This window comes from Novosphingobium lindaniclasticum LE124 (assembly GCF_000445125.1).
Lineage (GTDB): Bacteria > Pseudomonadota > Alphaproteobacteria > Sphingomonadales > Sphingomonadaceae > Novosphingobium > Novosphingobium lindaniclasticum.
This window is the reverse complement of the sequence record NZ_ATHL01000075.1, coordinates 98,186-123,626: the sequence shown is the minus strand read 5'-3', so window position 1 is coordinate 123,626 and position 25,441 is coordinate 98,186. Positions and strand designations below refer to the sequence as shown.

At 65.5% G+C, this 25,441-nt stretch carries 21 protein-coding genes and 2 tRNA genes; 11 read left to right on the top strand and 12 right to left on the bottom strand.

All coding sequences use genetic code 11. The features are described from left to right. The first annotated feature begins 5 nt into the window (after positions 1–5). Entirely contained in the window at positions 6–1,154 is a 1,149-nt protein-coding gene (cydB, locus tag L284_RS35245) for a cytochrome d ubiquinol oxidase subunit II (protein ID WP_021234015.1), read from the top strand. A gap of 10 nt (positions 1,155–1,164) precedes the next feature. After that, positions 1,165–1,281 carry a cytochrome bd-I oxidase subunit CydX gene (gene cydX, locus L284_RS47380; protein ID WP_021234014.1) on the top strand — a complete coding sequence of 39 codons (117 nt, stop codon included), beginning with the start codon at positions 1,165–1,167 and terminating at the stop codon, positions 1,279–1,281. Positions 1,282–1,353: 72 nt separating this feature from the next. On the opposite strand, the gene L284_RS35235 is transcribed toward cydX, so the two are convergent. From L284_RS35235 to L284_RS35220, 4 genes are all read right to left on the bottom strand, one after another. Then, positions 1,354–2,805 (bottom strand): NAD-dependent succinate-semialdehyde dehydrogenase, encoded by a 1,452-nt coding sequence (locus tag L284_RS35235; RefSeq protein ID WP_021234013.1) that lies wholly within the window; start codon positions 2,803–2,805, stop codon positions 1,354–1,356. A 137-nt stretch (positions 2,806–2,942) separates the two neighbouring features. After that, entirely contained in the window at positions 2,943–3,395 is a 453-nt protein-coding gene (locus L284_RS35230) for a MaoC family dehydratase (protein ID WP_021234012.1), read from the bottom strand. Further along, positions 3,395–5,236 (bottom strand): acetyl/propionyl/methylcrotonyl-CoA carboxylase subunit alpha, encoded by a 1,842-nt coding sequence (locus L284_RS35225; protein WP_021234011.1) that lies wholly within the window; start codon positions 5,234–5,236, stop codon positions 3,395–3,397. Before L284_RS35225 ends, L284_RS35230 begins: the two co-directional genes overlap by 1 nt. 22 nt (positions 5,237–5,258) lie before the next feature. After that, positions 5,259–6,860, bottom strand: coding sequence for a carboxyl transferase domain-containing protein (locus tag L284_RS35220; protein WP_021234010.1), 1,602 nt, complete (start codon positions 6,858–6,860; stop codon positions 5,259–5,261). 125 nt (positions 6,861–6,985) lie between these two features. On the opposite strand from L284_RS35220, the gene L284_RS35215 reads away from it, so the two are divergent. Beyond that, positions 6,986–7,855: a LysR family transcriptional regulator gene (locus tag L284_RS35215; protein WP_021234009.1), complete on the top strand. Its 870-nt coding sequence runs from the start codon at positions 6,986–6,988 to the stop codon at positions 7,853–7,855. 128 nt (positions 7,856–7,983) lie between these two features. On the opposite strand, the gene L284_RS35210 is transcribed toward L284_RS35215, so the two are convergent. The 4 genes from L284_RS35210 to dcd form a co-directional block, all read right to left on the bottom strand. After that, positions 7,984–10,905, bottom strand: coding sequence for a TonB-dependent receptor domain-containing protein (locus L284_RS35210; RefSeq protein WP_021234008.1), 2,922 nt, complete (start codon positions 10,903–10,905; stop codon positions 7,984–7,986). Between the two features lie 273 nt (positions 10,906–11,178). After that, a tRNA-Val gene (locus L284_RS35205) sits at positions 11,179–11,254 on the bottom strand. Between the two features lie 189 nt (positions 11,255–11,443). After that, positions 11,444–12,031 (bottom strand): DoxX family protein, encoded by a 588-nt coding sequence (locus L284_RS35200; protein ID WP_021234007.1) that lies wholly within the window; start codon positions 12,029–12,031, stop codon positions 11,444–11,446. Between the two features lie 71 nt (positions 12,032–12,102). Further along, entirely contained in the window at positions 12,103–12,657 is a 555-nt protein-coding gene (gene dcd / locus L284_RS35195) for a dCTP deaminase (protein WP_021234006.1), read from the bottom strand. Positions 12,658–12,830: 173 nt separating this feature from the next. Here dcd and wecB point away from each other — a divergent pair, with 173 nt between their 5' ends. Both wecB and wecC read left to right on the top strand, forming a co-directional pair. Then, positions 12,831–13,985, top strand: coding sequence for a non-hydrolyzing UDP-N-acetylglucosamine 2-epimerase (gene wecB, locus L284_RS35190; protein WP_031342096.1), 1,155 nt, complete (start codon positions 12,831–12,833; stop codon positions 13,983–13,985). After that, positions 13,963–15,264 (top strand): UDP-N-acetyl-D-mannosamine dehydrogenase, encoded by a 1,302-nt coding sequence (gene wecC / locus L284_RS35185; protein WP_021234004.1) that lies wholly within the window; start codon positions 13,963–13,965, stop codon positions 15,262–15,264. Before wecB ends, wecC begins: the two co-directional genes overlap by 23 nt. 63 nt (positions 15,265–15,327) lie before the next feature. Here the strand turns inward: wecC and L284_RS0124135 are convergent, their stop codons facing one another. The 3 genes from L284_RS0124135 to L284_RS35175 all read right to left on the bottom strand — a co-directional run bounded on the left by L284_RS0124135 (position 15,328) and on the right by L284_RS35175 (position 17,735). Next, positions 15,328–15,663 (bottom strand): hypothetical protein, encoded by a 336-nt coding sequence (locus L284_RS0124135; RefSeq protein WP_021234003.1) that lies wholly within the window; start codon positions 15,661–15,663, stop codon positions 15,328–15,330. Positions 15,664–15,782: 119 nt separating this feature from the next. After that, entirely contained in the window at positions 15,783–17,162 is a 1,380-nt protein-coding gene (locus tag L284_RS35180) for an L-serine ammonia-lyase (RefSeq protein ID WP_021234002.1), read from the bottom strand. Positions 17,163–17,318: 156 nt separating this feature from the next. Then, a complete protein-coding gene (locus L284_RS35175) occupies positions 17,319–17,735 on the bottom strand; it encodes a secondary thiamine-phosphate synthase enzyme YjbQ (protein WP_021234001.1) in 417 nt (138 codons plus the stop codon). 441 nt (positions 17,736–18,176) lie between these two features. Here L284_RS35175 and accD point away from each other — a divergent pair, with 441 nt between their 5' ends. The 6 genes from accD to L284_RS35145 all read left to right on the top strand — a co-directional run bounded on the left by accD (position 18,177) and on the right by L284_RS35145 (position 22,396). Continuing rightward, a complete protein-coding gene (accD, locus tag L284_RS35170; RefSeq protein WP_021234000.1) occupies positions 18,177–19,025 on the top strand; it encodes an acetyl-CoA carboxylase, carboxyltransferase subunit beta in 849 nt (282 codons plus the stop codon). Next, a complete protein-coding gene (gene accB, locus L284_RS35165) occupies positions 19,022–19,474 on the top strand; it encodes an acetyl-CoA carboxylase biotin carboxyl carrier protein (RefSeq protein WP_021233999.1) in 453 nt (150 codons plus the stop codon). Before accD ends, accB begins: the two co-directional genes overlap by 4 nt. A 13-nt stretch (positions 19,475–19,487) precedes the next feature. Further along, positions 19,488–20,837 carry an acetyl-CoA carboxylase biotin carboxylase subunit gene (gene accC, locus L284_RS35160; protein ID WP_021233998.1) on the top strand — a complete coding sequence of 450 codons (1,350 nt, stop codon included), beginning with the start codon at positions 19,488–19,490 and terminating at the stop codon, positions 20,835–20,837. Positions 20,838–20,871: 34 nt separating this feature from the next. Beyond that, complete coding sequence (locus L284_RS35155; RefSeq protein ID WP_021233997.1) at positions 20,872–21,819, top strand: acetyl-CoA carboxylase carboxyltransferase subunit alpha; 948 nt, start codon at positions 20,872–20,874, stop codon at positions 21,817–21,819. A gap of 139 nt (positions 21,820–21,958) precedes the next feature. Beyond that, positions 21,959–22,032: transfer RNA gene (locus L284_RS35150), tRNA-Gly, on the top strand. 97 nt (positions 22,033–22,129) lie between these two features. Beyond that, positions 22,130–22,396, top strand: a complete 267-nt coding sequence (locus tag L284_RS35145; protein ID WP_021233996.1) for a hypothetical protein — start codon at positions 22,130–22,132, stop codon at positions 22,394–22,396. 65 nt (positions 22,397–22,461) lie between these two features. On the opposite strand, the gene L284_RS35140 is transcribed toward L284_RS35145, so the two are convergent. After that, on the bottom strand, positions 22,462–25,422 hold the full coding sequence (locus tag L284_RS35140) for a TonB-dependent receptor plug domain-containing protein (protein WP_021233995.1): 2,961 nt from the start codon (positions 25,420–25,422) through the stop codon (positions 22,462–22,464). Positions 25,423–25,441: the final 19 nt, after the last annotated feature.

Sequence of the window (25,441 nt, the reverse complement as noted above, 5' to 3'; positions counted from 1 at the left end):
CCATAATGTCCATACCCTTCGACTACGAAACGATGCGGCTGATCTGGTGGGCGCTGATGGGCATCCTGCTCATCGGCTTCGCCCTGACCGACGGCTTCGACCTCGGCTCGGCATCGCTCCTGCCCTTCGTGGGCCGCACCGACGCCGAGCGCCGCATGGTGATCAACGCCATCGGGCCCACCTGGGAAGGCAACCAGGTGTGGTTCATCCTCGGCGGAGGCGCGATCTTCGCGGCCTGGCCCTTCGTCTATGCGGTGAGCTTCTCGGGCTTCTATCTGGCGATGTTCCTGGTGCTCGCCGCCTTCATCCTGCGCCCGGTGGGCTTCAAGTACCGTTCGAAGAGGCCGGATGCCGCGTGGCGCGAACGCTGGGACTGGGCGCTGTTCGTCGGCGGCTTCGTGCCGGCGCTGGTCTTCGGCGTGGCGGTGGGCAACGTCCTCCAGGGCGTCCCCTTCCGGCTCGATAGCGATCTGCGCAGCTTCTACGAAGGATCGCTGCTGGGACTGTTCAGCCCCTTCGCTCTGCTCGCCGGTCTTGTCTCCGTGGCGATGCTGGTGCTGCACGGCGCGGGCTGGCTGACGCTGAAGCTGGAAGACGGCCCGGTGCGCGATCGTGCGCAGCGCTTCGGCCAGATCGCGGCGCTGGCAGCCTTCGTGCTCTACGCCCTGGGCGGCGTCTGGCTGGCGACGGGCGACATCGGTTACAGGATTGCCGGAGTTGCCGAGGCAGCAGGACCGTCCAATCCGCGCATGACCGAAACGGTCCATGCTGCCGGAGCCTGGCTCGCCAACTACGGTGCGCATCCCTGGATGATCCTGGCGCCGCTGCTCGGCCTCGCCGGACCGCTGGTGGCTCTTATGGGCATCCGCGGGCGCAAGGACACGCTGGTCTTCGCCGGATCATCGATGGCGAACCTGGGCATCATCGCCTCGGTGGGCCTGTCGATGTTCCCCTTCATCCTGCCCAGTTCGATCGATCCGCGTTCGAGCCTGCTGGTGTGGAATGCCTCGTCCAGCCACACGACGCTGTTCATCATGCTGCTGGTGACCGTGGTGCTGCTGCCGATCGTGCTGGCCTACACGGCCTGGGCCTACAAGATCATGTTCGGCCGCGTGACGACGCGGGACGTAAACCTCAACCCCGATTTCTACTGAGGAAACGACGATGTGGTACTTCACCTGGATCCTGGGCGTCAGCCTTGCCGTCGGCTTCGGCATCATCAACGGCGTGTGGCACGAGTTTCACACCGACCCGGCGGATGAGCATACCGTGCTCGACTGATCTGACAGTCGGCGCATGAAAAAGGGCAGGGGGCCGACGGCCTCCTGCCCTTTTTTCGTTCTCGCGCCGGTGTCAGGCCGGCTTGATTCCCATGCAGAGGTACTTGACCTCCATGTAGTCATCGAGCCCGTAGTGCGATCCCTCGCGGCCGAGGCCCGACTGCTTGACCCCGCCGAAGGGAGCCACTTCGGTGGAGATCAGCCCGGTGTTGATGCCGACCATGCCTGCTTCCAGCGCCTCGGCCACGCGCCAGACGCGGCTGATGTCCGATGCATAGAAGTAGCTGGCGAGGCCGAATTCGGTGTCGTTGGCCATGCGGATGGCCTCGGCCTCGTCGGTGAAGCGGATCACGCCTGCCAGCGGGCCGAACGTCTCCTCGCGCGCGAGCTTCATGTCGGGCTTCACGCCCGCGACCACGGTGGGGTTGAAGAACGAACCGCCGCGTTCGTTGCGCTGGCCGCCTGCAAGGACTTTGGCGCCGCCGTCGACGGCGTCCTTGAGGTGCTCCTCCACCTTCTCGACCGCCTTCTCGTCGATCAGCGGGCCGACTTCGGTGCCATCGTCCAGCCCGTAACCCACCTTCATGCCAGAGACGCGCTTCGCCAGCTTCTCGACGAACTCGTCGTAGACGCCGTCCTGCACGTAGAAGCGATTGGTGCAGACGCAGGTCTGGCCGCCATTGCGGAACTTGGAGATCATCGCGCCGTCGATGGCGGCATCCACGTCGGCATCGTCGAACACCAGGAACGGCGCATTGCCGCCCAGTTCCATCGAGGTCTTCTTGATCGTTTCCGCGCATTCGCGCAGCAGGTCGCGGCCGATCTCGGTGGAGCCGGTGAAGGTCAGCTTGGCAACCTTGGGGCTGGCGGTGAGCGTGCCGCCGATCTGTCCGGCGCTGCCGGTGACGACATTGACGACGCCCGCCGGAATGCCCGCCATCTCGCACAGCCGGGCGATTGCCAGCGCCGAATAGGGCGTGGCCGAGGCAGGCTTGATGACGATGGTGCAGCCCGCCGCCAGCGCCGGGCCGAGCTTGCGGGTGATCATCGCATTGGGGAAGTTCCAGGGGGTGATCGCGGCCACCACGCCGACGCCCTGCTTGATGCAGACGATGCGGCGATCCGGCGCATGGCCGGGGATCACGTCGCCATAGGCGCGCTTGCCCTCTTCGGCGAACCACTCGATGAAGCTGGCGCCATAGGCGATCTCGCCGCGCCCTTCGGCCAGCGGCTTGCCCTGCTCGCGGGTGAGCAACTCGCCCAGGTCGTCCTGATGCTGGAGCATCAGTTCGAACAGCTTGCGCATCAGCTTCGCGCGCTCGCCCGCGGTCTTGGCGCGCCAGGCGGGCAGGGCCTTCTCGGCGGCATCGATGGCGCGGGCGGTCTCGTCGGCGCCCATCTTCGGCACGGTGCCGAGCGTCTTGCCGGTGCCGGGATCGATGACGTCCAGAGTCGCGCCGGAATCGGCATCGCACCACTGGCCGTCGATGTAGCATTGCTGACGGAGGAAATCGGTGAAGGCCATTGCGTGCTGATCCTCGCTGGTTGGGCGATGCCGGGCGCACCGCCTTGCATGGGAGATAGGGGAGTTAGGTATCGCACCCGTGCCAGGCAACTATGACAAGCGCTGCCGCTGCCCGGCCGCCTCCTACAAAGGCTCGCTCAACCTTCCTTCTTCTTGAGCAATGTGGAGCGCAGACAGGATAGCACCACTTCGCCGCGCTGGTTGGTCAGTTCGTGGCGGAACATCACGATGCCCTGCGAAGGCCGGGATTTGCTCTCGCGCTTTTCGACCACTTCGGTCGTGCAGGTCAGCGTATCGCCGATGAAGGTCGGCTTGGGCGTCACCACTTTGTCGAAGCCGAGATTGGCGACCAGCGTGCCGACGGTGGTGTCCGCGATCGACAATCCGATGGCCAGGCTGAACGTGAAGGTGGAATTGACCAGAATCTGCCCGAATTCGCTGTTCTTCGCGAATTCGGCATCCAGATGAAGTGGCTGCATGTTGTGCGTCATGGCCGAGAACATCAGGTTGTCGGTCTCGGTGACGGTGCGGCTCGGCTGATGGGTGATGCGGTCGCCCACGGTCCATTCGTCGAAAAAGCGGCCGGGCATCAGGCAGTCTCCTCTATGCGGGCGAGCAGGGCTTCGACCTGCACTTGCGCCCCGGCACTGGCGTTGAGTTCGGCCACGGTGCCGTCGAACGGTGCGATCAGCGTGTGCTCCATCTTCATCGCTTCCAGTGTCAGCAGCTTCTGCCCCTTGGTGACGGATTGGCCCGGGGTGACCTCCACCGCGATGACCTTGCCGGGCATCGGCGCGAGGATCGCACCCGACGCACTCGCGCCGCCGTGGACGCCGTCGCGGCGCCAGGGGGTGAGCAGCCAGGCCTGGCCCTGTTCGGTGACGAGCACGGCCTCGTCCGGCTCCTCGCTGCCCTCGCCCGTCAAGGCGATCTCGACTTTCTCGCCATCGAGCGAGAACCATGCCGATCGTGCGGGCGGGGCATTGAGGCGAAAGCCGGGAAGCGCACGGGCAGCCACCAGCGAATCGGCGGCGGCCTCCAGCACCTCGTCCGATGGCACAGGCGCTTCGGCCATGGCCTCGCCGTCGCGGCCGATCAGGCCGGTGTCGACTTTGCCCGCCGCGAAGTCGGGGTGCTGCAACGCCTTGACGAGGAACGAGGCATTGGTGCGGACCGGCCAGACGGCGCTGTCCTCCAGCATCTCGCCCAGGCGCTCGCGCGCTTCGTCGCGATCTTCGCCCCAGGCGATGACCTTGGCGATCATCGGATCGTAGAAAGGAGAGACTTCCGCGCCCTGGCAGACGCCGGTGTCGATGCGGCCTCCTTCTGCCTCCCCGAATTCGAGCAGTTCGAGCTTGCCGATGCTGGGGAGGAAGCCCTTGGCGGGATCCTCGGCATAGAGGCGCGCTTCCATCGCCCAGCCATCTATGGTGAGGTCTTCCTGCGACTTCGGCAAAGGCTCCCCGCTCGCCACTAGCAGTTGCCATTCGACCAGATCGACGCCGGTGATCTCCTCGGTAACCGGGTGCTCGACCTGGAGGCGCGTGTTCATTTCCATGAACCAGATGCGATCGGCGGAAAGCTTGCCCGAACCGTCGGCGATGAACTCGATCGTGCCGGCGCCGACATAGTCGACCGCCTTGGCCGCCCGCACCGCCGCCCCGCAGAGTGCCTCGCGCGTGGCCGCGTCCATGCCGGGTGCCGGCGCTTCCTCGATGACTTTCTGGTGGCGACGCTGGAGCGAGCAGTCGCGCTCGAACAAGTGGACCACATTGCCATGGCTGTCGCCGAACACCTGCACTTCGATATGGCGGGGGCTGGCGATATATTTCTCGATCAGCACGTGGTCGTTGCCGAACGAAGAGGCCGCCTCGCGCTTGCACGAAGCCAGCGCGTCCACGAAGGCTTCCGGCGCCTCGACCAGCCGCATACCCTTGCCGCCGCCGCCGGCGACGGCCTTGATCAGCACGGGATAGCCGATCTTCCCGGCCTCATCGGCAAGGAACGCGGGATCCTGATTGGCGCCCATGTATCCGGGCGTCACCGGCACGCCGGCTTCGGCCATCAGCGTCTTCGCCGCGTCCTTGAGGCCCATCGCAGTGATCGAGGCGGGGTTCGGCCCGACCCAGACCAGCCCTGCGTCCTTCACGGCCTGCGCGAATTCGGCATTCTCGGACAGGAAGCCGTAGCCGGGATGGATCGCCTCGGCGCCGGTCTGCCTGGCGGCGGCAAGGATCTTCTCGCCCACGAGATAGCTTTCGCGCGCGGGGGAGGGGCCGATGTGCACCGCTTCGTCCGCCTCGCGAACATGCAGAGCATCGGCGTCGGCGTCGGAATAGACCGCCACGGTGCGAATGCCCATCCGGCGGGCCGTGCGGATGACCCGGCAGGCGATTTCGCCGCGATTGGCGATGAGCAGCGATCGAATCATGTCTTGTCTCCCGTTCCGCCGGTCACATCCGGAACACCCCGAAGCGGGGCGCCTCCGGAATCGGAGCTTCGAGGCAGGCTGCGAGCGCAAGGCCGAGCACGTCACGCGTCTGCGCCGGATCGATCACGCCGTCGTCCCACAGACGCGCGGTGGCGTAGTAGGGGTTGCCTTCGTCCTCGTACTTCTGGCGGATCGGCGCCTTGAAGGCCTCGGCTTCCTCGGGCGACCATGTGGCGGCGTCGCGGTGGACGGTGGCCAGCACCGAGGCCGCCTGCTCGCCGCCCATCACCGAAATCCGGGCGTTGGGCCAGGTGAACAGGAAGCGCGGGTCGTAGGCGCGCCCGCACATGCCGTAGTTGCCCGCGCCGAACGAGCCGCCGATCAGCACGGTGATCTTGGGCACCGTGGCGGTGGCGACGGCGGTGACGAGCTTGGCGCCGTGCTTGGCGATGCCCTCCGCCTCGTACTTGCCGCCGACCATGAAGCCCGAGATGTTCTGGAGGAACAGCAGCGGAATACGGCGCTGGCAGGCAAGTTCGATGAAGTGCGCGCCTTTTTGCGCGGATTCGGAGAACAGCACCCCGTTGTTGGCGAGGATCGCCACCGGCTGCCCATGGATATGCGCAAAACCGCAGACGAGCGTGCTGCCATAGAGCGCCTTGAACTCGTGAAATTCGCTGGCGTCGACGATGCGGGCGATCACTTCATGCACATCGTAGGGCGCCCGCACGTCCTCCGGCACGATGGCGTAGAGTTCTTCGGGATCGTACTTGGGCGGACGCGGGACGCGCAGCGGCTGATCGTGGTGATGCAGCGGGCCGAGATGGCTGACGATATCGCGCACGATGGTCAGCGCGTGCTCGTCGTTGTCGGCGAGATGGTCGGTGACGCCGGACTTGCGGCTGTGGAGATCGCCGCCGCCAAGGTCTTCGGCCGAGATCACTTCGCCGGTCGCGGCCTGCACCAGCGGGGGACCGGCGAGGAAGATCGTGCCCTGTTCCTTCACGATCACCGATTCGTCGCTCATCGCCGGAACATAGGCGCCGCCCGCCGTGCAGCTTCCCATCACGCAGGCGACTTGCGGAATGCCCTTCGCGGACATCTGCGCCTGGTTGAAGAAGATGCGGCCGAAATGGTCACGGTCCGGGAAGACTTCCGCCTGGTGCGGCAGGTTGGCGCCGCCGCTGTCGACCAGGTAGATGCACGGCAGGTTGTTTTCCTGGGCGATCTCCTGGGCGCGGACGTGCTTCTTCACGGTGATCGGGTAATAGGTGCCGCCTTTCACGGTCGCGTCGTTGCAGACGATCATGCACTGGCGGCCGGAAACAGTGCCGATGGCCGTGATCAGCCCCGCGCCGGGAATGTCGTCCTCGTAGAGTCCCTCGGCGGCGAGCTGTCCCAGTTCGAGCAGCGCCGAACCCGGATCGAGCAGCCGCTCGACGCGCTCGCGCGGCAGCAGCTTGCCGCGCGCGACATGGCGTTCGCGCGCCTTCTCGTTTCCGCCGAGGGCGGCCCGCGCGACTTTTTCGCGGAGTTCGGCCACGAGCGCGCGATTGTGGGACGCGCGCGCCTGCGCCTCGGCGCTGTCGAGATTAAGGCTGGTCTGGAGCACCGGTGCGCTCATGCTTGTTTCTCCGGTCCGGCCGCTTCGGCCTCTTCCCAAGGTCCAATGGCTTGTGGTTCATATCTAGATGAGCTGCAACAGTGGTGGAAATTGAAAGTTTCCGCGCTTCGTAATAGACAGCATCTATGATCGACCAGTATCTGCTGCGCTACTTCCTCGCGGTTGCCGAAACCGGCAATTTCAGCCGTGCGGCGCGCAGCGTGGCGGTTACCCAGCCGACCCTGTCGGCGGGGATTGCCAGGCTGGAACGCGAACTCGGTGCGCGGCTATTCGACAGGAATCGCCAACGCGTTGCGCTGACGCCGGCGGGGAGCCGCTTCCTCGTCCGCGCCCGCCGCATCGCCGCCGAGTACGAACATGCGCTCGTCGAACTGGCCGCGCCGGCCGAGCCGAGCCTGCTGCGCGTGGGCGTGCTCAACACGATCCCCACGGGCACGATCGGCCGCGTCCTGGCCGAGCATCGCGCGCAAAGCTCGGAGGAAGCGGTCGAACTGCTCGACGGCAGCGAGCGGGATCTGGTGGAGCGTCTCGAACGCGGACGGATCGACGTGGCGCTAACGGTCGTTCGGCCGCATCATGCCCGCTATCGGCCTGAAGTACTCGCGCGCGAACGCTACATGATGGTCCTGCCGCCGGACCACCCTCTGGCGGCGGAGCGCGAGGTTCTGGCCGAACAGCTTGCGCAGGACCGCATGGCGCTGCGTCGCCACTGCGAGGCGCTGCCCGAGATCAACCGCTTCTTCACCCAGCGCGGCGTGCGCCCCCGCTTCGTGCTCAAGACCACCAGCGACGAGCGCGTGCTTTCGGTGGTCCGCAGCGGCGCAGGGATCGGCATGATGCCGGAAGGCTTCGCGGACGGCTCGGTACGCTTCGTTCCCGTTCGGGACTTCGAACTGGTGCGGGAAATCGGCCTGTTGCAGAGCGGGCGCGCGCCGGGCAGCGCCTTTCTGGACATCGTGCGGCGGCAGTTTGGGCAGGCTGATCGCGCCCCGTAGAAAAGCCCGCCCGGTCTGCGACCGGACGGGCTTTCCTGGCTGACGACTCCTGGGAGGGTGGAAGGAGCCGCCGGAAAAGGCGGTAGGAAGGAAACGAGCGTCTTCGCCCGATGCGAAGACGCTCCTGATCAGAAGTTGGCGGTGAAGCCGACGAAGATCGTGCGGCCCAGCGCGTCGTAGACGCCGGGATACGTGTTGCCGTTGCCGAACGACTGGAGCAGGCCCGAATCGAGGATCGGCGGATCCTTGTCGAACATGTTGTTCACGCCGGCGCGCAGGGTGAAGCGCTTGTCGATCGCCTGGGTCAGCGACAGATCGAAGTAGTTGTAGGCGCCGATCTTCCGATTGACGGTGGTCTGGTCCGCCGAGAGCAGCGGATTGTCGGTCAGGCTCGACAGGGTGGTGCCGCCGAGGTGGCGCCAGGAAAGCGAGACGGTGGTGTCGGTCGGGGTCATCCACGAAAGACGTGCGACATGGCGCCATTCGGGGGTCGGCTGGCCGCAGGTGTAGCCGAACAGGCCCTTGCAGTCGTAGGAGCCGCCGCCCGGAACCGGCTGCGAGACCTGCTCGATCAGGTAGGTTCCGACGACGCCCAGGTTGATGCTGCCGAGGTTGCCGATGTCGAAGGTGTAGTCGGCATTGACGTCGAGGCCCGAGGTCTTGAGGTAGCCGGTGTTCATCGTCGTCGAGATGATGTAGCCCGAGTTCTGGCCGAAGACCTGACCGGAACGCGGATCGCGGACGAACAGGTTGCAGAAGTAGGGATCACCCGTCTCGGCACACTGGCCCATGATCAGCGACGGTGCGATCGAGCCGATGTAGTCCTTCACCTTGATGTTGTAGTAATCCACCGAAAGCGAGAAGCGACGCAGCGCCTTCGGCGTGATCACCACACCAAGCGTGTAGGTATCGGCCGTTTCGGGCTTCAGCGCGACATTGCCGCCGCCCAGGCCGGAGCACTGGTCGGACGGGCATCCGGGGATGCTGCCGTACATCGCCTGGGTCACGCCGGTAAGCTGGCAGATCTCGAACGGAGCGCTGGGATTGGCGCCGGCGCAGGGATCGGTGCCGTTGACGTTGCCCACCGACTGCGAGGCGAAGAGTTCCTGCACGTTGGGTGCGCGAATGGCGCGGTTGTAGCTGGCGCGGACGCGCAGGTCGTCGACCGGGGCCCACGACAGTTCGCCCTTGTAGGTCCAGACGTTGTAGCCGGACTTGATGCCGCTGGAGTTCTGCTTGTTGTCGTAGGACGAGTAGCGCAGGCCGCCGTTGATGGTCAGCGACTTGAAGAACGGCTTGTCCTCGATCAGCGGGATCTCGATCTCGCCGAAGGCCTCGGTCACCGCGATGATGCCGTCGGAGGGCAGGGTGCCGTTCTGCTGGGCCACTTCGTCAGCCGTGAAGTTCAGCGTCTCGCGGCGGCGTTCGAGGCCGAGCGCGATACCGACGCCGTTTTCGGCCCAGGGCAGAGTCACGCCCATCTGACCGAGATCGCCGCTCAGCGAGCCGGAGATCACGCCCAGCGAGTTGCGCGAGGCCGTGTTGCTTTCGCCGAACAGGTAGGCGGCCTGGTCCGCCGTCACGCCGCCGGGCGTGAAGACGTTGATCGGGATACAGCTGGGATCGGTGCCGTCGATCACCGAGCGGCAGGTCGGCACGCCATTGACGTTCACCGCATTGAGTGCGCGTCCGGCTTTCGCCTGGTTCACGTCGTTCAGGTAGGTTTCCTTGAACTTGACCAGCGAATACATGTAGTTGACATCGTAGCTGAAGCCGCTGCCGAGGTCGCCCCGCACGCCTGCCGAATAGCGATAGTCGTTGAAGCGCAAGTTGTCGCGGCGCGGCGCGCCGATCACGCGGTAGCCGACGTTCGTGGGCGCCGTGGTGTCTGTTCCCGCTGCCGAACCGCAGATGGCGCTGAGCTGCGCGGCGCTGGCGTAGGGATTGTTGCACGAGACCGGGAACGCCGTCCCGAACCAGACCGCCGACGGCGCGACCTGCGAGAACGTCTGGTCGTTCATGTACATGAAGCTGCCGTAGAGCTCGGCTGCCTTGCTGAGTTCGAATCGTGCGAAGCCGCCGGCCGTGATGCGCTCGTCGGAGCGCTGGAAGTAGTTGTCGGGGGCGGTGTTGTACGAATAGGAGGGGTTGTAGGGCACCAGCGTGCCGCTGCCGTCACGATTGTTGATCAGCGTCTGCCCCTTGAAGGGGCTGAGGTCCGAAAGCGGGATGAACGAGCCGAACGGTGTGTTGCTCGAACCGCCGCAGAACAGCTGGTCGAAATTGCCGGAGCCTGCCACCGATTCGCGGTCCTGCAGGGCGCAGGCGGAGACGTCGCGGCTCGACTGGCGCACCGGGCTGAACTTGCGGTAGCCGCCGTAGACGGTGATGTTGCCGCGGCCGTCGGCGAAGTTCTTGCCCGCCGCGATGGTGACGTCCTGTTTGCCGCCGTCGATCACCGAGGACGGTGCCGGATCGTAGCCGGAAGCGCGCTGCAGCGCGCGCAGCGAGCCATTGTTGTTGTTATGCTGGCTGAAGCCCGTCTGCGCATCGATGCGGACGCCGTCGAGGTCCTTCTTCAACACGAAGTTCACCACGCCGGAGAGGGCGTCCGAGCCGTAGACCGCCGAAGCGCCGCCCGACAGCACGTCCACGCGCTCCACAAGGGCGCTGGGGATGAAGGAGAGGTTGATCGCCTGCGAAGGCATCAGGCGCTGGCCGTCGAGCAGCGTCAGCACGCGGTTGGAGCCGAGGTTGCGCAAGTTGATCTTGGACGTACCGTCAGAACCGTTCGAGACGTTCTCGTTGGCATCGGCGGTGAACTGCGGAAGGCGGTTCAGCACTTGCTCGACGGTGGTGGCGCCCTGGTAGCGGAATTCGTCGGATCCGACGACGGTCTGCGGGCTGTTGCTTTCGAGATCCGGGCGTTTGATGCGGGTGCCGGTAACGACGATGTCACCGCCCGGCGCGGCTTCCTGGGCCTGGGCCGTTCCCGCGATGATCGCGGTAAGGGCGGCTGCGCAATAAAGTTTCTTCCTTTGACCCCTCATGGTCTTCACTCCCTGATAATGGAGCGGACCTTGCGTCACATTTCCTTCATTGTCAAATATAGTATACGAAATATCGTATTGTGATGAAAATGTTGTAAATTGGCGGATAAGAGCATTTTGAGGGGTGGTGTCAGCGGCAGGCGCGAATCTTCCAGCCCGTAGATGCGATTGAGGCACAGGCAGAACCTGCCTGCGCCGTATCGCCCAAGCGAATCGGCCAGATGAGAGACCCCCACGCCGAAGCCCGGCTTGCGCAAAAGGATGTGATGGGAATGGTGGGCGGTGAGGGGCTCGAACCCCCGACCCTCTCGGTGTAAACGAGATGCTCTACCAACTGAGCTAACCGCCCGAAGCCACTTTCGAAGGGTGGCTCGATGCAGGTCGCTTTACGTCAAAACGCGCCCGGGTCAACCGGGGGGTGGCGGTTTTTGGCTGGCTTGTCGACAATTCAGGCAAACGCGGCGCAACCTACCGGATTCGCATCATGCCGTCCCGACCGCGCCATCGATGGGAGCGGCTGGGACGGAGCCAGGCGCGTTTACCAGTCGAACCAGCGGCGATGACGGGAGCGGACGTCCGGCACGCCGTCATGGTTGTAGTTGGTGACGACGGCGCGCGGCCGGGTTTCCACGTAAGTCGGCGCCGTCTGGTTCTCGGCGATGGCGTCGGCGCGGGCCTCGGCGCGGGCGGCGCGCAGTTCGGCGTCGCGAATGCGTTCATCGGCATTGCGCGCTTCCAGCTCGCCCCGGCGCTCGCGGGTGATGGCGTAGTAGTGGCTCCACATCTGGCTGTGCGCGAAGGCCATGCACAGACCGCCGATCATCGCCAGGTTCTTGAGCGCCGCGATCTGCTGCGCGGGATCGGTAAACTTGTTGTGGAAGAACAGGATCGTAGCTGCGACGAACAGGATCAACAGCGCGGAAACCAGCCGCACCATGAACCCCGCCGCCAGGCAGAGGCCGGCGATCAGCTCGAACAGACCCACCGGGATCGCCAGCCCGCCGGGCAGGCCGGAGGAAACGATCAGGGTTTCGGTGGAGGCGACGTCCATCAGCTTGGAAGCGCCGGAAATCACGAAGATCAGGGCGATCAGGAAGCGCCCGACAATGGCTGCGATCTTGGACATGCCTTCTCTCCCGACATGGCTATCATGCCGGGAAAAGCGGACATGGCGGGGGTTTGTTCCCCGGCGGCTCGTTATAGCCGGGGAAGGGTCACCCCGCGCTGGCCCATGTACTTGCCGGCGCGATCGGCATAGCTCGTCTCACAGGGCTCGTTGCCTTTGAGGAACAGGAACTGGCAGGCGCCTTCGTTGGCGTAGATCTTGGCGGGCAGCGGCGTCGTATTGGAGAATTCCAGAGTGACGTGGCCTTCCCAGCCAGGCTCTAGCGGCGTGACGTTCACGATGATGCCGCAGCGCGCATAGGTGCTCTTGCCCAGGCAGATCACCAGAACGTCGCGGGGCACGCGGAAGTATTCCACTGTGCGGGCCAGCGCGAAGGAGTTGGGCGGGATCACGCAGACCTCGGTTTCGCGGTCCACGAAGGAGTTGCTGTCGAAGTCCTTGGGATCGACCACGGCCGAATCGACATTGGTGAAGATCTTGAACTCCGGCGCGACACGGGCGTCGTAGCCGTAGGACGAGAGGCCGTAGGAGATGCATCCGTCGCGGCGCTGCGCCTCGACGAAAGGCTCGATCATGCCGTGTTCGAGCGCCTGCTCGCGGATCCATTTGTCGCTGAGAATAGACATGGCGAGGGTGATTGCCGATGGACGAAGCGGGGGCAAGGTCGCAGCGCGGTTTTGTCCACCATGGATCACGGGCTTGGCGAGCGGCGTAGCCAGGCCCGGAGTATGTTCGAGAGGCCAGGCTGCATAACGGCTTTTAATTTGGGCATTAACAACTCGCTGCTATGCCCTGCGGCATGACCGCTCCGTCCCGCACTCTTCCGGCCCGTATCCTCGTCGTCTTCGGCACGCGCCCCGAGGCGATCAAGCTTTTTCCCGTCATCCATGCGCTCAAGGCCGATCCGCGCTTCGAATGCGTGGTCTGCGTTTCCGCGCAGCATCGCCAGATGCTCGACCAGGTGCTGGAGATCGCGGGGATCGTGCCCGATCACGATCTCGACGTGATGCAGCCGGACCAGACGCTCGATGCGCTTACCGCCAATCTGCTCACGGGTCTTGGCAAAGTGATGGATACGGCCAGGCCCGACCGGGTGATCGTGCAGGGCGACACCGCCACGGCCATGGCCGGCGCGCTCGCGGCCTATTATCGCAAACTGCCGGTCGATCATGTCGAGGCGGGGCTGCGTTCCGGCAATATCCATCACCCATGGCCCGAGGAAGTGAATCGCAAGATCATCGGCGGCATGGCCAGCCTGCACTTCGCGCCGACCGAAACCGCGCGCAATGCGCTGGTGAAGGAGAACGTCGATCCCGCGCGCGTCCACGTCACCGGCAACACCGTGATCGATGCGCTGCACTGGGTCACCGCCGAAATCGGGCACGAGCCTTCGCTCGCCGCCGGGCTGGCCGAGCTTGAGGCGCGTTTCGCGGGCAAGCGGATCATCGGCGTTACCAGTCACCGGCGCGAGAACTTCGGAGAGGGGATGGAGCAGATCGCCACGGCCATCCGCAGGATCGCGGAGCGGAGCGATACGGCGGTGATCTTCCCGGTTCATCTCAACCCCAACGTCCGCAAGGTGATGAACGAGCGCCTGTCCGGGCTCGACAACGTCGCGTTGATTGAGCCGCTGGACTACCCGCATTTCGCGCGTCTGCTCGCCATCGCCGAGATCATGCTGACCGATTCGGGCGGCGTGCAGGAAGAGGCGCCCGCGCTCGGCAAGCCGGTGCTGGTCATGCGCGAGACGACGGAGCGCCCCGAGGGCGTGGCGGCCGGAACCGCGAAGCTGGTCGGCACCTCGGCCAAGACGATCGTTTCCGAAATATCAACTTTGCTGGACGATAAAGAAGCCTACGAGGCTATGGCGCGCGCCCACAATCCGTTCGGAGACGGGCAGACATCTCGCCGAATCGTGGAGTTGCTTGCCGATGAAGTCCGACACCAAGCCTGACGTCTGCGTTGTAGGGCTGGGCTATATCGGCCTGCCCACCGCCGCCGTGATCGCCCGCGCCGGCTGCCAGGTACTGGGGCTGGATGTCTCGCAAACGGTGGTCGACACCATCAACCGGGGCGAAATCCATATCGAGGAAGTCGACCTCGACGGCCTGGTACAGGGCGTCGTCTCACGCGGACTGCTGTCTGCCTCGACCGAGATCGCGCCGGCCGACGTCTTCGTGATCGCGGTGCCGACGCCGTTCGACAAGAATCATGCGCCGGACATCTCCTATGTGCTGGCAGCGGGCCGCTCCGTGGCCGCCGTGCTCAAGGCCGGCGATGTTGTCATCCTCGAATCGACCTCGCCGGTCGGCACTACCGATAAACTCCGCGACCTGATTGCCGAACTGCGCCCGGACCTGAAGATCCCCGGGCTCACCCGCGACACGCCGGACGTCTCGATCGCCTATTGTCCAGAGCGCGTGCTGCCGGGCCGCATCCTTGAGGAACTCACCAACAACGATCGCTCGATCGGCGGCATCACTCCGCGCTGCGCGCGCAAGGCGCTGGCCTTCTACAAGCGCTTCGTACGCGGCGAATGCGTCACCACCGATGCCCGCTCGGCCGAGATGACCAAGCTGGTCGAGAATGCCTATCGCGACGTCAACATCGCCTTCGCCAACGAACTGTCCATGGTGGCGGACCGCATGGGGCTGGACGTGTGGGAAGTGATCCGCCTCGCCAACCGCCATCCGCGCGTCAACATCCTGACGCCGGGGCCGGGCGTGGGCGGACACTGCATCGCCGTCGATCCCTGGTTCATCGTCCACGGCGCGCCCGAGGAAACGCCGCTGATCCGCACCGCACGCGGCGTCAACGACCACAAGATGAGCCATGTCATCGCCAAGGCCGAAGCCCTGGTGGAAGCCCATCCGGAAGCGAAAGTCGCTTGCCTGGGGCTCGCCTTCAAGGCCAATATCGACGACTTCCGCGAGAGCCCCGCGCGTTTCGTCACCAGCCGCCTCGCGCGCAAGTTCGGCAGCCGCATCCACATCGTGGAGCCTTACGCGGCGCAGCTGCCGATCGAGTTCACCGATACCGGCGCGGTCCAGATCGACATCGACGATGCGCTGGAAACTTGCGAGATCCTGATCGTGCTGGTCGATCACGACGTGTTCCGGGTGGTGCCGCTGGCGGAACGCTCGGAAAAGCTGGTCTACGATACGCGGGGGATCTGGCCGGACCAACCGCGCGTCGTGCGCGAGGCAGCGGCCCGGCTGGCACTTACCGCCTGAGGCGGGCCTGCTGGTAGACACCTCGAAGGCGCGGGATGGCATGCCTCCCGCGCCACAGCCTTGTCAGGCTTCGCTCTTCAGGCCGACGCACTGCTTCCAGATACCGCCGATCGTGCCGAACTGTTTGCGGTACTCGACCCGGCTGCCATCCGCTTCCTTGAACACCGAGAAGGCGAGTGAAACGCCGCCATAGCCATTCTTGAGCAGGACAACTTTCGATCCGTCGTCACGATCCATGGGCGTGGTGTTGTTCTTGTTGGCGAGGCAGAAAGCGACCTCGTTCTGGCTTTTTTCGGAATGGAAAACCTCGGTAGGTGCCTTGCTCAGCACTTTTTGCGTCGAGGCGCAGCCCGCGAGCGAAAAGGCCGCCAGAATGACGGTCAGACTTATGGATTTCATGTATCCCCCCTGTGTTCAGCAGCCGGCACCCCCGCGTTGGCCGGAGACGCTTGGCGGGCAAGCATCCCGGAGACAAATGAAATTCCGGCAAGATCCGCAATGGAGCGAAGCGCTGATATTCAACAAGCCACTACGTTGATGGCGAGGCCGCCCTGGCTGGTTTCCTTATACTTGCTGGACATATCGAGCCCGGTCTGGCGCATGGTCTCGATCACCTGATCGAGCGAGACCCGCGGCGTTTCGCCCGCGTGGAGCGCCAGCTTGGCGGCATTGACGGCCTTCACCGAGGCGATCGCATTGCGCTCGATGCAGGGGATCTGCACCAGCCCGCCAACGGGATCGCAGGTAAGGCCCAGGTTGTGCTCCATGCCGATCTCCGCCGCCGCGCAGACCTGCTCCGGCGTGCCCCCCCAGACCGCGGCGAGCCCCGCCGCCGCCATGGAGCAGGCGACGCCCACTTCGCCCTGGCAGCCCATTTCGGCGCCGGAGATCGAGGCTCTCTGCTTATACAGCAGGCCGATCCCGGCGGCGGTCAGCAGGTAGCGCCGCGCCTTGGAGGGCACTGCCTTGCGTCCCTCGCTGCAATATTGCCGCAGCAGGGAGGGAATGATGCCGGCCGCGCCGTTGGTGGGGGCCGTGACAACCCTGCCGCCGCTGGCGTTCTCCTCATTCACCGCCATGGCGTACAGATTGAGCCAATCCATCAGCGTCTCGGCCTGATTGTCCTGCGGTCGCGAGATGAGGTTCTGGTGGATCGCGCGGGCACGCCGGCGAACCTTGAGCGCGCCGGGCAGCAGGCCCTCTCGTTCCAGTCCTGCGTCGATGCACTGGTTCATGGCGTCCGCGATCGCGTCGAGCCCGGCCAGCGTCTCTTCCTCAGGCCGCCGCGCGGCTTCGTTGGCGAGCATGACGGAGGCGATGTCCAGCCCGCTGGCGGCGCAGACTTCCAGCAGTTGCGCGCCCGATCCAAAGGGATAGGCCACGGGCGGGCCATGGCTCACGCGATCGTCCGGAGCAGGCTGTTCAAGCTGTTGCCGGCTGGAGAAAAATCCGCCGCCCGTGGAGAAATACTCGTGCCGTGCGATCTCGGTGCCGTCGGCGTCGAAAGCAGTCAGAGCCATGCCGTTGGGGTGCAGGTCGGGAACATGATCAAAATCCAGCACGAGGTCGGTCGCGGGATCAAAGGCGATTTCCCGGCGGCCGAGCAGCGCAATCCTTTGCCGTTCGCGGACCTCCAGGGCGGCGGCATGCGCCTCGTCGGGGTCGGCGGTTTCGGGCTGAAAGCCGATCAGCCCCATGAGGCAGGCATCCGGCGTGCCATGGCCTTCGCCCGTGAAGGCCAGAGAGCCTTGCAGTTCCACCAGCACGCGCTCCACCGCCTCGAACCGGCCGGTGTCTTCCAGGACCTGGAGAAACCGGCCGGCGATTCGCATCGGGCCGACGGTGTGCGAGCTGGAAGGACCCAGGCCGATGCGAAAGAGGTCGAGCGCCGAAATCAAGAGGCGGACTCACGCGCGGCAAAGCGGAAGGGCACGACGAACTCTCCAGAAAAACGATTCTGCAGTGTGGATTAGGCCTCGCCCGGGCGGATGCAATGGGCGCGGCAACAAACACGACAGGAAAAAGCCGGGGTAGGAGAGTGCATTGGCCCGTCTTCACAGGCCCGCCAGATGCAGCGCGACTTGGCGACGGTGCGGCAGGCGTCGATGCTCGACCAGGTAGATGCCCTGCCACGTGCCCAGAGCCATGCGGCCGCCGATCACCGGAATCGAGAGGTTCACGCCCGTCAGCACGGCCTTGAGGTGGGCGGGCATGTCGTCCGGCCCTTCGTCGTCGTGGGCATAGCCCGGCCCTTCGGGCGCGATGCGGTCGAGCCAGTCCAGCAGGTCGCTGCGTACTTCCCGCGCCGCATTCTCCTGAATCAGCAGGGAGGCCGAGGTGTGGCGGCAGAGCAGGGTAAGAAGCCCCTCGGTGAAGCCGATGTCCTCCTGCCAGGCGGCGATCGTGCGGGTGATATCGGTGAGACCCCGACCAAGGGTGTCGAACGCGAGGATGGTGGCGGCCTGTTTCATCGTCGCGCCACTCTGGACGCGGTCGACGCCGCCATCAACCGGTGCAGCTCGGAGCCGAAGCGTGGTAGAAACGTCACGAATCCCGCTTCCATGGAGGCTTGAGCGGCGGAAAAGGCGCCTTTTGCCGCCAGTGAGGTTCTTTTGAAAAGCCATGAAGCGATAGCTGGGAATCGCGGATTTTCGCGGCTTTGAAGGGCATCCGTGACGCTTCGATGGCACTTTTTGCGCATGGCGGAGCGTTCTGGCGATTGATCAACCCATTGCTCACGCGTATTGCCCCGCACTGCGGCGGGCCCGACAGGCCAGCGCGGAGCACGTCGCATACAGAGATCGTTCGGTCGCAAGGAGCGCAGGTATACCGGCTCCGGGTGCCGCGTCCGGGCGATCCAACAGGCGAGCCCGGAGTCACCGGGCCGCACGAGATTCACGCAAGGGTTCGTCATGAGTTGGCTTAGCAAGGTACGCAATTCCCTCGGGGGACTGACGAAGCGGGACACGCCCGACAACCTGTGGACCAAGTGTCCCGGTTGCGGCGAGATGCTCTTCACCAGGGAGTTCGAGGACAATCTGTCGGTCTGCCCGCGCTGCCAGTTCCATGGCCGCATCGGCGCGCAGGCACGCTTCGACCAGCTGCTCGACGCAGGATATGCCGTGCTGCCCGCCGCCCGGGTGCCGGAAAATCCGCTGAACTTCCGCGACAGCAAGAAGTATTCCGATCGCCTGAAGATCGCCCGCGCCGCCAACCCGTTCCCCGATGCGCTGACCAATGCGCTCGGCACGGTCGAGGGCCGCAAGGTGGTGCTCGGCGTGCAGGACTTCGCCTTCATGGGCGGATCGATGGGCATGGCCGTGGGCGAGGCCTTCGTCGAGGCGGTCGAACGCGCCATTGCCGAGGATTGCGGCTACGTGATCTGCACGGCTGCTGGCGGCGCCCGCATGCAGGAGGGTATCCTCTCGCTCATGCAGATGCCCAAGGCCACCGTCGCCATCCGCCGCCTGGCGCGCGCGGGGCTTCCCTATATCGTCGTCCTGACCGATCCCACCACCGGCGGCGTCACCGCCAGCTATGCGATGCTGGGCGACGTCCAGATCGCCGAGCCGGGCGCGCTCATCGGCTTTGCCGGCCAGCGCGTGATCCAGGACACCATCCGCGAAAAACTCCCCGACGGCTTCCAGCGCGCCGAGTACCTCCATGCCCACGGCATGGTCGACATGGTGGTCCACCGCAAGGACCTCAAAGGCACGCTGGCCTCGCTGCTCGAATATCTTGAACGAAAGGAAGTTGCGTGAACATCGACAGCGCGCTGGTACGCGAGCTCGCCGAGCTCCTCGCTGAAACCGGCCTCACCGAAATCGAGGTCGAGGACGGCGAACGCAAGATCAAGGTCACCCGTCAGGTTGCGCAGCAGATCGTTGCGGCTGCCGCTCCGGCTTATGCCGCTGCTCCGGCCGCTGCGCCCGTCGCGGCTGCTCCGGCTGCCGAGGCTGCGCCCGCCGCCGCACCGGTGGACGCGGTGAAGTCGCCGATGGTCGGCACCGTCTACCTCGCGCCCGAGCCCAGCGCCCCGAACTTCATCAGCGTCGGCCAGCAGGTCAAGGCGGGTGACGTGCTGCTCATCGTCGAGGCCATGAAGGTCATGAACCAGATCGTCGCTCCCAAGGCCGGCACGATCACGTCCATCCTCGTCGACAACCAGCAGCCGGTCGAGTTCGACCAGCCGCTCGTCGTGATCGCCTGAGGACCATAGCTTCATGGCCATCAAGCGCCTTCTGATTGCCAACCGCGGCGAAATCGCGCTGCGCATCCATCGCGCCGCGCGCGAGATGGGCATCGAGACCGTCGCGGTGCATTCCACCGCCGACGCCGACGCCATGCATGTGCGCCTTGCCGACCACGCGGTGTGCATCGGCCCGCCGGCGGCCAAGGATTCGTACCTCAACGTCGCGGCCATCATCGCCGCGGCCGAGATCACCCATGCCGACGCGATCCACCCCGGCTACGGCTTCCTTTCCGAGAACGCCCAGTTCGCGGAGATCGTCGAGGCGCATGGCCTGGTCTGGGTCGGCCCCAAGCCCGAGCACATCCGCACGATGGGCGACAAGGTGGAAGCCAAGCGCACCGCCGGTGCGCTCGGCCTGCCGCTGGTTCCGGGCTCGGACGGCGCGATCGAGGACTTCGGTGAAGCACGCGCCCTGGCCGAGACGATCGGCTACCCCGTGATCATCAAGGCCGCTTCGGGCGGCGGTGGCCGCGGCATGAAGGTCGTGAACACGGCCGAGGAACTCGAAAGCCAGATGGGCCAGGCCCGTTCGGAGGCGAAGGCGGCCTTCGGCGACGCCACCGTCTACATGGAAAAGTACCTCGGCAACCCGCGCCATATCGAATTCCAGATCTTCGGCGACGGCAAGGGCGAAGCGGTTCATCTCGGCGAGCGCGACTGCTCGCTGCAGCGCCGCCACCAGAAGGTGCTGGAAGAAGCGCCTTCGCCGGTCATCACCCCCGAAGAGCGCGACCGCATGGGCGGCATCGTCTCGAAGGCCATGGCCGACATGGGCTATCGCGGCGCCGGCACGATCGAGTTCCTCTGGGAAAACGGCGAGTTCTACTTCATCGAGATGAACACCCGCCTGCAGGTGGAGCATCCGGTGACGGAGGCCATCACCGGCGTCGATCTCGTGCGCGAGCAGATCCGCATCGCCGACGGCCAGCCCCTCGCCTTCCGCCAGGAAGAGATCGAGTTCAAGGGCCACGCGATCGAATGCCGCATCAACGCGGAAGACCCGTGGAACTTCACGCCCTCGCCGGGGCAGGTGACGAACTACCACGCGGCGGGCGGCATGAACGTGCGCGTCGATTCGGGGCTCTACTCGGGCTATCGCATCCCGCCGTACTACGATTCGATGATCGGCAAGCTCATCGTCTCGGGCCGCACGCGGAACGGCGCGATCATGCGTCTGAAGCGCGCGCTGGAGGAAATGGTGATCGACGGGGTGAAGACCTCGATCCCGCTGCACCAGGCCCTGCTGGAAGATCCCGAGTTCCAGAGCGGCGAATATACCATCAAGTGGCTGGAAGAATGGCTGGCCAAGCGCGCCTCCTGAGGCGCGCTGATACCGGCAGGTAAACGGAAAGAGCATGATCTCGTTTCTTGAATTCGAAAAGCCCATCGCCGCGCTCGAAGCCCGCATCGCGGAGCTGCGCACGACCGCCAGCGACAGCGATCTCGACATCGCGGGCGAGATCTCGCGCCTGGAGAAGAAGAGCGCAGGCATGCTGGCGGCGACCTATGCCAAACTGACGCCCTGGCAGAAGACGCAGGTGGCGCGCCATCCCCAGCGCCCGCACTTCGTCGACTACCTGCGCATGGGCTTCACCGACTTCATCCCGCTCGGCGGCGATCGTCTCTACGGTGAAGATGCCGCGATCATCGGCGGCTTCGCGCGCCTGAACGGCCGCCGGGTCATGGTGATGGGCCACGAGAAGGGCCATGACACCGCCACGCGCATCAAGCACAATTTCGGCATGGCCAAGCCCGAAGGCTACCGCAAGGCGATCCGCCTGATGGAGATGGCGGGCAAGTTCGGCCTGCCGGTCGTCACCCTGGTCGACACCGCCGGCGCCTTCCCCGGCGTCGAGGCCGAGGAACGCGGCCAGGCCGAGGCGATCGCCCGTTCGATCGAGGCGTGCCTTGCCGTGCCGGTGCCGATCGTCTCCGCCATCGTGGGCGAGGGCGGATCCGGCGGCGCCGTGGCGCTGGCCGCGGCCGACCGCGTGCTTATGCTGGAGCACTCGATCTACTCGGTGATCTCGCCCGAAGGCGCGTCGTCGATCCTGTGGCGCACCCCGGACAAGGCGCCGGACGCGGCCGAGGCGATGAAGGTGACGGCGCAGGACCTGCTCTCGCTGAACGTCATCGAGCGCGTCGTGCCGGAACCGGCCGGCGGCGCGCACCGCGATGCGCCGGCGGCGGCCCAGGCGCTGTTCGGCGCGATCGAACAGGAACTCGACGCCTTGTCCGCGCTTCCGGCCGGCGACCTGCTCGCTCGCCGCGAGGAACGCTTCCTGGCCATAGGCCGCGCGTGATCAAGACAGGGCGCCGGCTTCGGTGGGCGCCCTTTCTCGCAGTGGCGCAAGTCCGCCCGCGAACCATTGACCGCCTTCCCCCACTGTGCCAGAGCACAGGCTTACCGATCGCGCCGGGGCACCCTCAGGCCGCCGATCTGCGGGTGTAGCTCAATGGTAGAGCAGCAGCTTCCCAAGCTGAATACGGGGGTTCGATTCCCCTCACCCGCTCCATTTCCCTGAGATTTGCGGATTGCCTCGCTCCGTACTGGACAATGCCGCGTCCTTCGTGTGTCCTGGCCGGGTTTCCGTTTAGGCTTAGGGGGATGCGATGACGCCGATCGAACGTGGGATGCAGGCATTGGCGGCTTCGCTCGGCAGCGGAAATCCGGACGCGCTGGACGGCGCCGCGCGGGAGAAGCTCGCGGCAGCGGCGCGGGCAGTTCTCGAGGCGCTTCGCGAACCGGACGAACTGATGATGGAATCCGGGGCAGAGATCGTCCGGCACGTCGGAAACGGCGAAAGCGAGGAAGCCTATCGCAACGATGCCGCCAACACCTGGCGGTTCATGATCGCGGCCGCTCTGGCGCAGGACTGACGGAGCCGAGGCAAGAAAAAGGGGCCGTGGCGAGACGGCCCCTTTCTCGTTCCGAAGGCCAGTGTTTATCGCGCGCCGCCGAACAGGTCGGCCAGCTTGACCCGGGCGCCGACGAAGACGTAGCGGCCCACTGCGCTGATCGGCGTGTTCAGGCTGCCGAGATCGGGCTTCTGGTTGAACAGGTTGTTCACGCCGCCGTAGAGCGTGAACTGATCACCCACGTCGTAGGTAAGGCTCAGGTCGTGCGAGAAGCGTTCCTTGAGCTTCAGGTACTCCGGCGCGACGATGTCCGGGTTGCCGGCGATCGTCTGGCGGTCGTAGCGGTAGACGGCCGAAGCGTAGTTGATCTGCCAGTCGAGGCCGAAGCCGCCGCTCTGCCAGGTGAGATCGGCCGTGATCTGGTACTTGGGCGCCCCTGCGACGTAAGCGTTGTTCACCGTGGCAGCGCCGGGGATCGGCACGGCGGTCAGGCGGTGGAGGTAGTTCGCCATGACGCGCGCGCCGAAGGTTCCCGCGCTTGCGGTCGGCACCGAGTAGGCCAAAGCGAAGTCCAGCCCGGACGTGCGGATCTGCGCGACATTGAAAGGCGTCAGCTGGAAGCTGGTGATGTTGCCGGCACCGGTTCCGCCGTTCTGGCGGGTGATCGCGCCGCAATAGGGATTGTCGAGGCTGGCCTGGTCCACGCAGAGGTTGGCGAGGGCCTGGGGCGCGACGACGCTGACCGCGTTGCGGATGCGGATGTCGTACCAGTCGGCCGAAAGCGTCAGGCGCGGCAGGAAGCCGGGCTGGAGAACCGCGCCGGCGGTCCAGGTCTTGGCGGTTTCCTCTTCCAGGTTCGGATTGCCGACGCCGAAGCCTGCGATCCCCTGGCCGACGACACCGTTGAAGGTTGCCGGATCGGCGCCGAGGCCGGAGAGCAGGGCGCTGCAGTTCGCGGCGCGGTACGGGGTGCCGTTCTGGACATTGGCCACGCCGCAGGGATCGTTGATCAGCTGCGCCGTCTGCGACGCGCCGGTGTAGAGCTCGCTGATGTTCGGGGCGCGCACGGACTTCGAGTAAGAGCCGCGGAAAGTCACGTCGCGGACCGGAGCCCACTCCCCGCCCAGCTTCCAGGCACTGGTCGAACCGACGCTCGAATAGTCGGAATAGCGCACGGCGCCGTTGACCGAGAGCCGGTGCGCGAATGCCATGTCCGCCAGGATCGGCACGTTCACTTCGCCGAACAGTTCCCAGACGTCGAAGGAACCCTTCGAATCGCCCAGCGCGCTGGTGAAGGTCAGTCCCTGCGAGACCAGCGGGTCGGCCACGAAGCTGCTCTTCTCGCTGCGGTACTCGCCGCCGAGCGCGAAGGAGATGGGGCCGCCGGGAAGCTCGAGCATGCCGTGCGTGTCGCCGGTCAGGGCGCCGCTGACGACATGCTGGGTCAGCGTCGTGCGGTCGGTGGTGTCGGCCATGATCCAGTCCAAAGCGGCCCGGTTCGATGCTTTGTTCTCACCGAAAAGGTTGAGCGGCTGGCAGTCTCCGGCCGTGAAGGTCACCGGAGGGATCGGCGCGCGGTTGCGGTTGTAGGGCTGGAAGGGCGTCCAGCCGGACTGGGTGTTGACGCGGCAGGTCACGCCGCCGTTTCCGTCGCTTACGGCATCGATCGCGGCGAGGTAGCGGTCGGTCAGCATGTTGTTGACGTAGCGCGATTTCACCTTGGTCTGGCCGAAGACATAGGACAGATCGTAGCGCAAGTTCGGGCTGATCTCTCCGCGTGCTCCGACGACGCTGCGAAGGGTTTCGCGCGTGATGTCCTCGCCCCGGCGGCCGAAGTCGAAGTTGTCACGGTTCACCAGCACGCCGCCGATCGCCGGATCGATGGCGGCCTGCACCGCCGCCGGCAGGTACGGATTGTCCTGCGGGATGAACAGGTAATAGTCGAAAGTCGGCTGCCCCAGGGTAAAAGAGCGGCTGTGGGCGTACTTGCCCTCGGCGTAGAGGGTCAGCGCATCGCTGACGTCGAAGTGCGCCGAGGCGCTCACCACGTCGCGCTTGATCCGGGGCAGGAGGTCGTTGCCGTAATCGGACACGAGCGTGCCCGATCCGCCCTGCTGGTAGCCGGGGGCGATGATCGTGCCGTGATCGAAAAGCTGGCCGTCACCGCCTACGAAGTCGGGCACGCCGTCGAAGTTGACGTCGATCCCGCCCGCGCGCGAAGTGTCGAAATAGCGGATGTTGCGCAGCGGCACATTGTCGGGGATGCCGTCGTTGCCGACGAGCCCGGCTTCGGTGTCGGCGGGGTTGTGGTAGAAGTCGACCTTGTTCTCGCCGGTTAGGTAGCTGCGCGAATGGGCGCTCAGGCGGTCTTCCTCGCCATGTTCCCAGGCTACGGCGACATTGCCGCGGCCGCCTGCGAAGTTGTGCCCTGCCGTCAGCGCGATCAGGCGCTGGCCGGCGTCGCCCTTGCCGGAAATGCCGGTCTGGATGCGGGCGGTCACCCCTTCGAAGTCCTGCTTCTGAATGAAATTGACAACGCCCGAAACGCCGTCCGCGCCGTAGACTGCCGAGGCGCCGCCGGTGAGCACCTCGACGCGCTCCACAAGGTCGAGCGGGATCGTGTTGATATCGACCGACTGCGTCCCGGCGACCGAGGCGACCTGACGGCGGCCGTCGATCAGCACCAGCGTGCGCTGCGTGCCGAGGTTGCGCAAGTTGAGGAGGTTGAGACCGGTCATGCCGATCCCGGCGCGATTGCCGCTGGTCTCGAAGGAATCGGCCGGATGGTGGAGCGCGGGAACGATCGTGAGGAAGTCGGTCAGGTTCGTCGTGCCCGAATCCGCGATGTCCCTCGCTGTCACGACAGTTACGGGATTGGGCGCGTCGGCGGACACCTGAGCGATGCGCGAGCCGGTGACGACGATCGCTTCACCCGCCTCGGCTTCCGCTGCAGCGGTGCCCTGCGCCAGGCCATGCTGCGGGAACAGGAGGGCGAGAGCCGGCACAAGGGCTCCGCCGAGAAGGACCATGTCCTTGCGGGTCATCATTTTCGCGTTCCTTAGACAA